Source organism: Polynucleobacter sp. IMCC 29146 (assembly GCF_021395195.1).
Classification (GTDB): Bacteria; Pseudomonadota; Gammaproteobacteria; order Burkholderiales; family Burkholderiaceae; genus Polynucleobacter.
This window is the reverse complement of the sequence record NZ_JAJVCR010000001.1, coordinates 1-12,043: the sequence shown is the minus strand read 5'-3', so window position 1 is coordinate 12,043 and position 12,043 is coordinate 1. Positions and strand designations below refer to the sequence as shown.

Below are 12,043 nucleotides of genomic sequence, written 5' to 3'. Positions count from 1 at the left end.
CAGATGAACTGCAGTGAATAATTCGGGCGCGTTGGTTCCCAGTAATGCGGAAGCAATAGAACGCTTCTGTGATGCTTGTTGGTTAGAAGATGGTTTAGCAGCAAATAGTTTAGCCGCCTATCGCCGGGATTTATTACTCTTGGCACAATGGTTGCAAGCGCATTCATCGGTCGATTTATACGCAGCGAGCGAACAAGAACTCACCGCCTATATTGCCCATCGGCGCGCTGATAAAGCGACCACTGCAAATCGCCGCCTTACGGTATTTAAGCGCTTTTATCGCCATGCTTTGCGCCTCAATCTGGTGAAGAGCGACCCATGCATGAAGTTGCGTGCAGCTAAGCAGGCCCAGCGCTTTCCAAAAACTTTAAGTGAAGCGCAGATTGTGGCCTTGCTCAACGCACCGAATGTTGACACCCCCTTGGGCTTACGCGATCGCACCATGCTTGAACTGATGTATGCCAGCGGTTTACGCGTATCAGAAATCGTCACACTCAAAACGATTGCATTGGGCTTAAATGAGGGCGTGGTACGCATTGTGAATGGCAAGGGCGGTAAAGAACGCTTGGTGCCATTTGGTGCAGAGGCTGGTTTATGGCTTAAACGTTATCTCGCCGAAGCGCGCGTGCCTTTGTTGGAAGGTAAAAACTGTAATGAAGTCTTTGTCGGGCGCCATACTGGAAGCGGCCTGACCCGCCAAGCCTTTTGGGCCCTAATTAAGCGTTATGCGCTGATTGCCAATATTCCCATTGCCTTATCACCACATACTTTGCGTCATGCGTTTGCGACTCACTTACTGAACCATGGAGCCGATTTACGGGTCGTACAACTTTTACTGGGCCATGCTGACATCTCAACTACGCAGATTTACACCCATGTAGCTCGAGAGCGCCTCAAATCGATCCATCAACAGCATCATCCTCGGGGTTAGCCTCATTCACTTCATCGCCAGCAGTTTTGAGCTTAAAAGCAGAAAAACTTCGGTACGGTTTTTCACTTTTAAGCTCAAAACGTGCCTCTTGTTTAAGATAGCGGTATGTTAATTTCCTTTTTATTGATTCTGGGCGCTTATTTATTGGGCTCTATCTCCTTTGCGGTGGTGGTGAGTAAGTGCATGGCTTTGCCCGATCCCTATACCTATGGATCAAAAAATCCTGGTGCAACCAATGTGTTGCGTACGGGCAATAAAAAAGCGGCCTTTTTTACTTTGCTCGGCGATGCCTTAAAGGGTTGGTTGGCCGTTGTAATTGCGCGGATGGTCATGAGCGCAGCACCTGCGGATTCGCAAGAGTGGGTTTTATGTGCTGTCATCATCGCGGTTTTCTTGGGACATTTATTTCCCCTCTTTCATGGCTTTAGGGGTGGTAAGGGCGTAGCCACAGCCTGCGGTATCTTATTTGGCATTCATTTCTTCTTAGGTTTGGCTACCTTAAGTACTTGGCTAATCGTGGCTTTCTTCACCCGATATTCTTCATTAGCAGCTATTGCTGCCGCATTATTTGCACCGTTCTACTATGTTTTCCTATTTGGTTTTCATCCCGTAGCGCTAGCCCTGGTAATCCTGTGCGGCCTATTAATTTGGCGCCATCGTAGCAATATTCAGAACTTAATGAATGGCAGTGAAACTCGCATTGGTAAGAAAAAATAAACCTAAAAAAATAAAAAGGAGATGAAGCAATGACCATTGCATTTGCATGTATTTTATTTATGGGAATTCTGCCCATCGTTTGTGCTGGAATTGCCAAAAAAGGCTTCGATGGTTACGACAATAGCCGCCCGCGCGAATGGCTGGCTAAACAAACCGGATTTCGGGCGCGTGCTAATGCAGCTCAAGCCAATACCTTTGAATCCTTGCCTCTATTTTTTGCTGCAGTCATCATCGCGTCCTTTACCCATGAGCCTCAAGGCAGAATTGATCTTTTCGCTGTAGCATTTGTCATTGCCCGTTGTTTGTATGTGCTGTGTTACTTGGCTGATTGGCCAACCCTGAGAACCGTCGCGTGGACTTTAGGATTGATGAGTATATTGGCAATATTTTTGCAGATTTAAATCGTCCCAGAAAAGAGGGCGCAAAAAAAGCAGAATTAATTTAGAGATAAAAATAGAAACCAGAAAGAAGTGATGCCGATTAAAAAGACTCTCGTAGTAAAGAAAGTACCTTCCCTAAAGAAAGCCACTAGTGAAGATGGCATACCTTTATCAACAGTAATACGGCGCCGTATCCAAGCGCAAAAAGCGCGTTTCCATGCGAACGACAATATTGCGGAATTTATTAAGCCAGGCGATCTCGAAGGCTTGGTAGAGGAAGTCGCGCAGAAGATGCAAGGCGTACTCGAGAGTTTAGTGATCGATACTGAAAGTGATCACAATACGCGTAATACGAGCTTTCGAGTGGCAAAGATGTTTGTCAATGAAGTTTTCAATGGCCGCTATGTCAGCCAACCCGAGCTCACCAAGTTTCCCAATATTACCCATCTCAATGAGCTAATGATCATTGGCCCTATTACCGTTCGTAGTGCATGCTCGCATCATTTGTGCCCCATCATGGGCAAAATTTGGATTGGCGTTTTGCCCGATAAAGATAGTGCCCTCATTGGCCTCTCAAAATACTCACGAATTACTGAATGGGTCATGTGCCGACCCCAAATTCAGGAAGAGGCGGTAGTAGAGTTAGCCGACCTTCTAGAAAAGAAAATTAAGCCCACGGGCTTAGCAGTAGTGATGGAAGCCGATCATTTCTGTATGCAGTGGCGCGGAGTGAAAGATCCCGATTCCAAAATGATTAATAGCGTCATGCGCGGCTCATTTCTAAAAGACTCCAACCTACGTAGAGAATTCTTAGCCTTAGTGCAACGTAAGTCGTAAGTTAAGTCAGCGATAGAAATTGAATTGAGAACCGTTCTCAAGAAAATAGTGAATTAAATCAATAAGATGGAAGCTTCATTTAGGATAGGCAACTTGTGATTTATGATCACGGTTGAAATTCTTAACCCAATGGAGCTCGCATGAAAACCAATCGTCGTCAATTTATGATTTTGTCCGCAGCAGGTGCTGCTAGCTTGGCATTAAACAATGGTGTTCAAGCGCAAGCCATGGTTTCGCCAACCGATCCTCAAGCAGTTGCACTCGGCTATGTTGAAGATGCTGCCAAAGTAGATAAAGCGAAGTTCCCTAAGTTTGTCGCCGGCCAAAATTGCGCTAACTGTGCTTTGTATACAGGTAAAGCTGGTGCAGCTGCAGGTGGCTGTACTTTATTTGCTGGTAAGCAAGTAACAGCCAAAGGCTGGTGTAGCGCACACGCTAAGAAGGCTTAATTAAGCGGGCCCTTGCGGCCGTTCTAGCTAGTTCATTTGCGTAGTAAAAAGGCTTCACTTTTAAGTGGGGCCTTTTTTATTGGGGGTTGGCGGAGTATATCAATACACCTTTTATAAAAGTGTGTATAGTGTGTATTTATAATTTGCTAATGAAGAGCAAAGAATTAATTAAGCAGTTAATTGAAAATGGCTGGGTCTTAAGGGGAATTAAAGGATCTCATCATATTTTTATTCACCCATGTAAATGGGGGCACATTAGTGTGCCACACCCAAAAAAAGATCTTGGTATGGGATTAGTGCAAAAGCTGTTGAAGCAAGCAAGCTTGAAATGATAGGAGTGCTAAAAATGAAATATCCAATTGCAATAGAGGCGGGGGATAAAAAAACTGCATGGGGTGTAGTAGTGCCCGATCTGCCTGGTTGTTTTTCGGCTGCCGACTCAGGGGTTGATGAAGCAATTGAAAATACTAAAGAGGCTATCGAGCTCTGGATCGAGTGTGCGCTTGATGCTGGCCAAGCAATTCCCAACCCAAGCTCTATTACTGAGCTGCAAAAGAAAAAAGAATTTAAGGGGTGGATTTGGGCTATAGCAGAAATTGACCCAGCGCTACTTTCAGATGAAATTGAACGGATCAATATAACCTTGCCCAAAAGAGTATTAGCAAGGTTAGACGCAAAAGCCAAATCTGCAGGCGAAAGTCGCTCTGGCTTTATTGCTCATTTAGCAATAGCTGCTTAATTAGTTGGGGTCACGGTCTAGACAGCAAAAATTCCAGCAAGGTGAATTGATTAATTTTACAAGCCTTAGAGTAGAAATAAAAAAGCCGCCTAAGTAAATCCTCAGGCGGCTCATAATGCGTGCAACAAAAAACTAAAGCAAATTAGGCGTTTGCTAAATGGGCTTCTAAGGTCTTCGTAAACTTATTAGCATGGCTACGTTCAGCTTTAGCTAAAGTTTCAAACCAGTCAGCAATTTCATCAAAGCCTTCTTCACGAGCTGTTTTAGCCATGCCTGGGTACATATCAGTGTACTCATGGGTTTCGCCAGCAACAGCTGCTTTAAGAACATCTTCAACCGTTTTAGCGGGCATACCAGTACCTGGGTCGCCAGCGCCACCATCGATCAAGTATTCCATGTGACCATGGGCATGACCAGTTTCACCTTCTGCAGTCGAACGAAATACTGCAGCAACATCATTTGCTCCAGCAATGTCAGACATATTTGCGAAATACAAATAACGGCGGTTTGCTTGCGATTCGCCAGCAAATGCTTCTTTTAAAGACTGTTCTGTCTTAGTGCCTTTTACAGTTTTAGCCATCGTATTGCTCCTAAAAAATAATCAATTAATTTCTGGGGTTAAGTCCAAAACCCTCAATTGCTCAAGGTATTTTGGAATTACCAGATGTTTATTATGGAGATATTCTGAGGTAGTGAAATCGTATTTTTGTATGGTCTTGATAGTTAAAATTAACTAACTTCGGAATAGCTATTAAGTAAATCAAATGGCTATAAATCGGTAAGCTATTGATTTTAATCAGTAATTATTTAATCTAAGTCCTTTTAAATAGCAAAAAAGACAAAAATTGAGGTAAAAGCAGATTAATACCGTAGTTTATTCAAATACAGCAGTCGTTAACCCGATGCCTAAGTCACGGTGGTCAGCATTGTTGTAACCAAGCACAGCGGGTTTGACTGGATTTGAAACTCTAAACTCAATCGATAAGTATTTTTCTGAGTGCATGGCTTTATTTAAATCAAGTTTGAGTAGGTTATCTTCAAATTGAGAGATTCTATATTTTTGAAACCATTTTTCATTAATAAATATATCAAAATCAAGCTGGGGATGCGTAATAGGGTTAACAAATGCTTTGTAATGCAAGGTCAAGGACTTGCTAGTAGCAGACGGTATCAATAAATTTAACACCGCTTTTTTTCCATTGGACCAAACACCCCATTCCTCTGGCAAAGCCCAGCCGCTTCTTAAATAATATGGAGCTCGAGAATTTTTTTCTGAGAAAGTAAAGGGCCTGCCATTCAGTTCTAGAAATTGTGATTTGGTTAATATATCAGCGGGGGGTAGCGCTTGACAAAAGTGACAAGAGACCCAGTTAGGCGCAAGTACAATAAAACCATTTACTTTGGCCAGCAGATTATTCCCACCTAAATTGCCAAGCGCCGAGATGACAACATTATTTTGCAGAATGTAAAGCGAATCTTTTGAAAAATTACCAGAGTTAAGTACACGTTCTAAATTTAGATTACTTACTCTTTCTTTATGCTGATCAATACGTGCAGCATGGATAGAATTGGTACCAAGATGAAAACGAGCTGCTAAGGCTGCAAATTGCTCCCAATGTGGCGGTAAATTCATCGCCGGCACAACAATAATATTTTGATAAAAATGGGCTGCATCTTGCCAAAATTGGCTTTTTAATTTTGGCGAGGCTAACTCTTGAGAAAAATTTTCATTAATTTGTGCCCGGTTTACAAGCCAAGCCTTGCTCGTATCGCCAAGTTGGATGAAAAAGAAAAGGGCGAAAAAAATAGTAGACCATTTTTTTGGATACGCCTTACCAATTAATGTAAGGGCACCTAAAACAATTAAATAATGCACTGGCCACATCAAACGTGCTGCTGAACGCAGGTTATTCAATACGTTAATGACCCGCTCTGGTATTGACAAAATAATCAATTGTCCACCTAAGTGGATACGATGAGTAATTGCTATCAGGATAAAAAGGCACATTAAAGCAATTAAAACGTGATGCTTTCTGAGGAATGCGAGTAGCTGATTGCGAAATGACCAAAGTTTGGGCATGCAGGAAAGTAGCAGCAGAATAATTCCTAAGCCAAGAAATGAGAAGCCTTCACCCCAGTCATTTTTTGGGCTTAAGTTAGGCAATACATAAGACCAGCCATTGGGGTCGATTAAGCCTAAAACATTCATGGCAAAAAAGCCATAGCCACGCTCACTATTCAAGGAGGCGCGAATGGAAAAATACCCAACCAGCCAGCTAAGCGCTACAACCAATAGGAGTGCACAAGTAATTTCAAAAAAGCATTTCAACTTACGTTGTGCAAATTGGCTCTGAAATCGATCTAAATAGTCTGCACTCCACAGGAGGCCAACTATCACAAACAAATAAAAATGCGTTAACAATGATCCGCAAAGTAATAACAGCCAATACCTATAGCGATTTTTAGTTTCATTACTAAGTAAAAGATACAAGCTAGCCAAAATAAAAAAGTGTGCCAGTAAAGAGGCGTGCATTCCTGCGGGGGTATTAATTCGCCAAAGAAAAGAGGGGCATAAAAATAATAAGCCGGTAGCAAAAAAATGAAGCGCGGGATTTTCTTGGGCTATTTTTCCTAGGGTTAAATCAATTAATTTCCAACAGACCCAAGCCTGCAAAACAAAGCAGACCAAAACCCATAAACCAAAATATTGAAATGGGCTCGGCAGAAAAGACGCAAAGACTTTAAAAGGTATTGCAAATAAAGGAATCGAATCGGAATAGACGATAGCGCTGCTGATGTTTAGACCAAAGCTAGGATTTAGTCCAAGTGGAAGAGTCCAAGGAGAATTTCTGAAAAAATCCCAGCCTAAAAAGTGCTGCGCTGGATCGAGTTTATTTAATAACCAGCCAATATTACTTGGGATTAGTGCATTTAGTCCTACCATGAGGCCGAACAAAATGAGGCCCAGTAAAATGGGTAAAAAAACAGATTTGAGCAATTTGGAGATTTTTGACGTCATATGCATCCAAGATAATACAGTCGAGAATGGGTCAAGTATCTTTCAGCGTATTAATGTGACAATAAAGAAATTCCAACATGCTAAAGACTAAAAATTCCCGCCAAAGCTTTTTCCTGCCTCTAATTTTAGGTTTGGCGACATTTTTACTGCTGGTAGGCCCCTCCGTACTAAACCCACGAAATATTGCTTGGCTTTTATCGGGTTTTGATATGACTTTGGAGTATTTGGGATGGGCTTTTTACCGCTATGGGCCATGGACTTTTCCCATCGGTATGAATCCACAATTTGGACTCGATATTAGCTCTTCGATCATTTATTCCAATTCTTTACCGCTGCTAGCCCCCTTCTTTAAATTATTAAGCCCATGGCTTGGTGACCCTTTTCAGTTTTGGGGTTTCTGGCTCATGGGCTGCTTTATTCTTCAAGCGTGGATGGCATGGAAATTGCTTAGCTTAGTTAGTAATAGTGTTTCGATCTTAATTTTAAGCACAAGCTTATTTTTGTTTTCGCCGCCGATGTTGTATCAAATTGGCTTTCATAATTCAACGGTGGCAATGTTCCCATTGTTAGCTGCTTGGTACTTGATCCTACGTCCAGATCAAGAAAGGCGAATATTGTGGTGGACAATTTTATTACCCTGCACGCTCTTAATTCATCCGTATACCTTTGCAATGGTTTTGGTCCTTTGGCTCGGAGACGTCTTAGATCGATTATGCATGCAGAAGATGATGAGCCTTTTTGGGGCGGCTCAGGAGTTTGTATGTGTTTTTGGAGTAACTATTTTATTTGCCTGGCAAGCAGGCTATTTTCAAAGCATCAGCCCAGGCGAAACCGGGTTTGGTATGTACCGCATGAACTTGCTGGCTCTATTTGATCCGAGTGGTTTTGATTCGCAGAATTGGTCTTATTTATACCAATTACCTAAAGTTAGAGCCCTAAATAACTATGAAGGATTTAGTTATTTAGGGCTGGGCATAATTTGGATTCTATTGATGGCAATACCTGCAATTTTAAGCTTTAGAAAACACTTTTCAGATTGGATTAAAAAATACATTTTTGTCTGCTGCGCAATGTTAGGCTGCACTCTTTTTGCATTATCAAACCAAGTTGCTATTGGGAGTTGGACATTTACCATTCCATTAAATTCTACTTTATTTTCGCTCGCTAGCATTCTACGAGCATCAGGACGAATGTTTTGGCCCGTTTTTTATTTCATTCTTTTTATAGGAATATTTTTTGTCATTCGCAGTTACTCAAGAAAGATTACCATCACCATTCTAGCAATAGGCTTAAGTATTCAAGTTATAGATACATCTCCAGCATGGCTAGAAAAGAAAATGGCATTAAATACTCAAGCTGCTAATCTAGGTTTGTCACTTGACAATCCTTTTTGGGACGCGGCCGGTCAATATTATAAAAATATTGTGCGGGTTCCCGTTTGGAATGAACAGGTTATTTGGGAGAAATTTGCAAGTTTTGCTGCCAAACACCATTTAGGTACTAATTCAGTCTTTATGGGGCGAGTTGATAATAATAAAATTATTCAATCCAATCAGCGCATGCAAGATGTGATTCAATCGGGTCAATTTGCTACCGACACGCTATATGTTGTGGAAGATTCAGAGATATCTAAATTTTTAACGCGAATGAATCCCCAAACCGATTTGATAGCCCGAATCAATGAAATTAATGTTTTTGCCCCTGGGTGGAAGAAATGCTCTACATGCATAGCAGTCCCAGTAGAGCTCGAGATTGACCCTAAGATGTCATCTGAGCGTTTAATTAAGTTGGGCGAAAAAATTGATTTATCTCAGTTTGGTAAATATGCCAAATCCTTTTTAATCTCAGGTTGGTCAGTCCCTGAAAAATGGGGCACTTGGTCCATGGGAAATACTGCTGTAATTCAGATTCCATTGCCCGCTTTAAATCCTCAAGGCATAAAATTAGATGCACAGGCCTTTATTTCTACTTTACATCCGTTTCAGGAAATAGAAATTTGGGTAAATGGTCGCTACATTAAAAAAGAAAATTGCGATAAGCGATCAGGAAACTTGATAGATATACCCTTAAAGGGGGACTTAACCCAATCAGGGCCGTTAAAAATTGAATTTAAGCTACCGAATGCCATATCTCCAAAGGTATTGGGCATTGGCTCAGATACACGTCCCTTGGCGATTGGTATTGAAAGCTTACGCTATTACTAGACTAATTTTGCTAGGTAGCTAAATTTGAAACATTAATTAATCTCATTTAAAGTCTTGAGAAAAGTATCTTGACCATGATTAATTTTGTCAGTCCATTCTTTGCCTGCATTAGCATTAGCATCATCTGTAATATATTTAAAGGCGCGCCACGGAAGGTTTTGGTCATATGCAGCCGAGGCAATGCCAAATAACTCCATATCTACTAAATCGATGTTTTGCTCGAATAACCAAGAATCTGGGGCGGTCACAAAACTATCGCCAGTACCGCAAATAGCAAAACCATGTTGTGACGAGAAAATAAAGGGTTGAGAAGAGAAGGGAACGTGGCCACGAGGCGCCAGGGGTTCAGCCATCATGTCCCGTTGAACCACGTGGGCAATTTCGACTAAACCAGCTAGTTCTGGATTCTGCTTATTAATCTTTCCGGCGGTACCAAAGTTGATGATTAATTTAGGCTGGAAAGTCTGAATAGCCTTTAGAGTACCGAGCGCTGCATTAATTTTTCCTGCACCAGTATGAGCAATATGAAAATGCTTTGGAATCAGTAGAGGATCAAGCTCATTTTCTAATGCGGTAATAATCAAGGTATTGGTATGCGTCATTTACAGTTCTCAAAAGGTAAAAAATATGAATTTACTCGATTATCTCCCAGGAATTCCTGATTTTCCAAAACCCGGCATTTTGTTTCGAGATATATCGCCGCTCTTGGGGAATCCTCAGGCATTTCGCTATGCTATAGAGAAAATGGCCCAATTAGCAAAAGATTGGGAATACACCCATATTTTAGGAATTGAATCCCGCGGATTTATTTTTGCTGCTGCTCTTGCACATCATGAGCATAAAAGTTTAGTCTTGGTGCGTAAACCCGGAAAGCTTCCACTAGTAACCCATAAAGCGTTTTATGGCTTGGAATACGGTACAGATTCATTAGAACTTCAAGCTAGCTCGCTACCAATTGGTTCACGCGTATTAATTGTCGACGATGTTTTAGCAACAGGAGGCACAATTTTGGCAGCAGCTAGCTTAGTTAATCAAGTGGGCGGCATAGTGGTTGGCACAATTTGCCTCCTAGAAATTCAGGGTTTAGGTGGTCAAATAGAGTTAGAGAAAAAACAAATACCCAGTAAATTTATTCTGTCGCTGTAGAGAATAAAGAAGCGCTCCTCGATATATTAAGTTTTTAGTTAAATTCAATAGAGGTTAAGCCAATGCTAATTTGCCGATCGTCATTGACGTACCCTAAATTTTTTGGTTTAACGGGATTAAGAAATTGTAGGCGCACGCTAATGTACGGCAAATGAGAGAGTTCTGGGGGAATACGCATGCTAATGGAGTTGCCCTCTAATTTACTAAGGATGAAAAGAGAACTACCTTTACCATTTATATCTACTTCAATTCGTTGCTCAGGATGACTCGGTCCAACCAAAGCCCGCATATTTAAAGTTAGTGTTTTAATATCTGCAGAAGGTAGAGGAAGCGTTAACTTCGCTTCTCTGCCTACGGACCAAACTCCCCAAGTTTCCGGTGAAAACCATCCGCCTGTCTTTGATAAGAATAATTTACGCTCTGATGACGAACCAGCAAAAGAAATGGGCGTATTTACAAATGTTACTGGCATTAATCTATTTAACTCAAGAGCAGAATCGATGGGTGGGCAATTAACACAATTTTTCCACCCTGGGGCAAGTACATAGATGTCATCAATTCTTGCCAAGAGATCTTGCTTTGGATCAAAGATCAGGTTTGTTGGGAATTGCTCCCATTTATCTATGATGTAGAGAGAGTCAGAATCTAATTTCCCTGACTTAAGCTTATCATCAAACTTTATATTAGCAGCATCGATTTTAATGCCATCAACACGTGCCAAATAAACGGAGTTAGTACTACCAAGGCCAAGGTAAGCTAATTCAGCAAGAAAAGGCCATTGATTCTGAAGCATGCTTTTTTCAAATGGAATGGAAATAATTTTATGATAATGATTGCCGGCAGCACTCCAAAAAGGATTTTTTAAAGTTGTAGTAGGCATTCCAAAATTCGTGGCCTTAGTAATTCGATCCCTTATTGGTAGCCATCCTGGAGCCATATCAATAATTTGTAAAATGATGGCTACCAGAAGAATGAATCGGATAGTTTTATATTTGTAAGTTCGAAAAAGAAAGAAAAAAGTAACAAAAAGTATGCTGTAAAAAATCGGCCAAAAGAGCCGACCAGATGCCCTTATAACGCTAAGGATAGCAATTAAGCTTTCTGGCAAAGGAAATGAAAAAGTCGAAGTTCCAATTAATAGATTATTTGAAACACTTAAAAGTAAAAATAGAAACAAGCAGCAAAAAAGAAAAATATGTTTTTTTACACCAAGGAAAAAAGATTTTCTATTTTTATAGAAGCCTGCGAAAGAAAGGACTAAGCAAAAAATAATTCCTAATCCTAAATAATTAAAATCTTCAAGAGTGGGGTGATTTACTCTAAATGGTGCAAGAATATAAGACCATCCCTGAGAATCGAATATACCTAAGAGGTTGGTTTGAAAAGTGCCAAATCCATCTCCGTTAGCACTTTCAAAATCAATTGCAAAATAGCCTGCTTGCCATAAAGATAAGTATAGAAGTGGAATAATCACCACAAGTTCTAAGCTCATGCGGTAATCCCCCCTTATTTAACCGAACCCAGAAGTAGGATTCATTAAGCAACCATGGCCAGTCGCTGTTTCGGGGTAATGCCGCCCAATGCCATGTTTGGACGTTGATAATTGTATTTATACATCCAT

Annotated in this window: 14 protein-coding genes; 9 read left to right on the top strand and 5 right to left on the bottom strand. The window is 41.0% G+C overall.

Annotation, left to right across the window (positions count from 1 at the left end; genetic code table 11):
* Nucleotides 1-13 precede the first annotated feature (13 nt).
* Both xerD and plsY read left to right on the top strand, forming a co-directional pair.
* A complete protein-coding gene (gene xerD / locus LZT22_RS00065; protein ID WP_233923025.1) occupies nt 14-931 on the top strand; it encodes a site-specific tyrosine recombinase XerD in 918 nt (305 codons plus the stop codon).
* A gap of 105 nt (nt 932-1,036) precedes the next feature.
* Nucleotides 1,037-1,648, top strand: coding sequence for a glycerol-3-phosphate 1-O-acyltransferase PlsY (gene plsY, locus LZT22_RS00060; RefSeq protein WP_233923024.1), 612 nt, complete (start codon nt 1,037-1,039; stop codon nt 1,646-1,648).
* On the opposite strand, the gene LZT22_RS12720 is transcribed toward plsY, so the two are convergent.
* Nucleotides 1,607-1,696: an SVM family protein gene (locus LZT22_RS12720; RefSeq protein WP_370634739.1), complete on the bottom strand. Its 90-nt coding sequence runs from the start codon at nt 1,694-1,696 to the stop codon at nt 1,607-1,609. The genes plsY and LZT22_RS12720 overlap by 42 nt on opposite strands.
* Between LZT22_RS12720 and LZT22_RS00055 the strand changes: the two genes are divergently transcribed.
* The 5 genes from LZT22_RS00055 to LZT22_RS00035 all read left to right on the top strand — a co-directional run bounded on the left by LZT22_RS00055 (nt 1,678) and on the right by LZT22_RS00035 (nt 4,053).
* Nucleotides 1,678-2,049, top strand: a complete 372-nt coding sequence (locus LZT22_RS00055) for an MAPEG family protein (protein ID WP_233923023.1) — start codon at nt 1,678-1,680, stop codon at nt 2,047-2,049. The genes LZT22_RS12720 and LZT22_RS00055 overlap by 19 nt on opposite strands.
* A gap of 72 nt (nt 2,050-2,121) precedes the next feature.
* Nucleotides 2,122-2,865, top strand: a complete 744-nt coding sequence (gene folE, locus LZT22_RS00050) for a GTP cyclohydrolase I (protein ID WP_233923022.1) — start codon at nt 2,122-2,124, stop codon at nt 2,863-2,865.
* A 140-nt stretch (nt 2,866-3,005) separates the two neighbouring features.
* Nucleotides 3,006-3,314 carry a high-potential iron-sulfur protein gene (locus LZT22_RS00045; protein ID WP_233923021.1) on the top strand — a complete coding sequence of 103 codons (309 nt, stop codon included), beginning with the start codon at nt 3,006-3,008 and terminating at the stop codon, nt 3,312-3,314.
* A 149-nt stretch (nt 3,315-3,463) separates the two neighbouring features.
* Nucleotides 3,464-3,646 (top strand): type II toxin-antitoxin system HicA family toxin, encoded by a 183-nt coding sequence (locus LZT22_RS00040; protein ID WP_233923370.1) that lies wholly within the window; start codon nt 3,464-3,466, stop codon nt 3,644-3,646.
* A 14-nt stretch (nt 3,647-3,660) separates the two neighbouring features.
* Complete coding sequence (locus LZT22_RS00035; RefSeq protein WP_233923020.1) at nt 3,661-4,053, top strand: type II toxin-antitoxin system HicB family antitoxin; 393 nt, start codon at nt 3,661-3,663, stop codon at nt 4,051-4,053.
* 142 nt (nt 4,054-4,195) lie between these two features.
* Here LZT22_RS00035 and LZT22_RS00030 read toward each other — a convergent pair whose 3' ends face one another.
* Both LZT22_RS00030 and LZT22_RS00025 read right to left on the bottom strand, forming a co-directional pair.
* Nucleotides 4,196-4,633, bottom strand: coding sequence for a rubrerythrin family protein (locus LZT22_RS00030; RefSeq protein ID WP_233923019.1), 438 nt, complete (start codon nt 4,631-4,633; stop codon nt 4,196-4,198).
* 294 nt (nt 4,634-4,927) lie between these two features.
* Nucleotides 4,928-7,072, bottom strand: a complete 2,145-nt coding sequence (locus LZT22_RS00025) for a DUF6311 domain-containing protein (RefSeq protein ID WP_233923018.1) — start codon at nt 7,070-7,072, stop codon at nt 4,928-4,930.
* A gap of 77 nt (nt 7,073-7,149) precedes the next feature.
* Between LZT22_RS00025 and LZT22_RS00020 the strand changes: the two genes are divergently transcribed.
* Nucleotides 7,150-9,276, top strand: coding sequence for a DUF6311 domain-containing protein (locus LZT22_RS00020; protein ID WP_233923017.1), 2,127 nt, complete (start codon nt 7,150-7,152; stop codon nt 9,274-9,276).
* Nucleotides 9,277-9,308: 32 nt separating this feature from the next.
* On the opposite strand, the gene LZT22_RS00015 is transcribed toward LZT22_RS00020, so the two are convergent.
* Entirely contained in the window at nt 9,309-9,878 is a 570-nt protein-coding gene (locus tag LZT22_RS00015) for a 5'-methylthioadenosine nucleosidase (RefSeq protein ID WP_233923016.1), read from the bottom strand.
* 25 nt (nt 9,879-9,903) lie between these two features.
* Between LZT22_RS00015 and LZT22_RS00010 the strand changes: the two genes are divergently transcribed.
* On the top strand, nt 9,904-10,422 hold the full coding sequence (locus LZT22_RS00010; RefSeq protein ID WP_233923015.1) for an adenine phosphoribosyltransferase: 519 nt from the start codon (nt 9,904-9,906) through the stop codon (nt 10,420-10,422).
* Between the two features lie 34 nt (nt 10,423-10,456).
* Here LZT22_RS00010 and LZT22_RS00005 read toward each other — a convergent pair whose 3' ends face one another.
* A complete protein-coding gene (locus LZT22_RS00005) occupies nt 10,457-11,914 on the bottom strand; it encodes a hypothetical protein (protein ID WP_233923014.1) in 1,458 nt (485 codons plus the stop codon).
* Nucleotides 11,915-12,043: the final 129 nt, after the last annotated feature.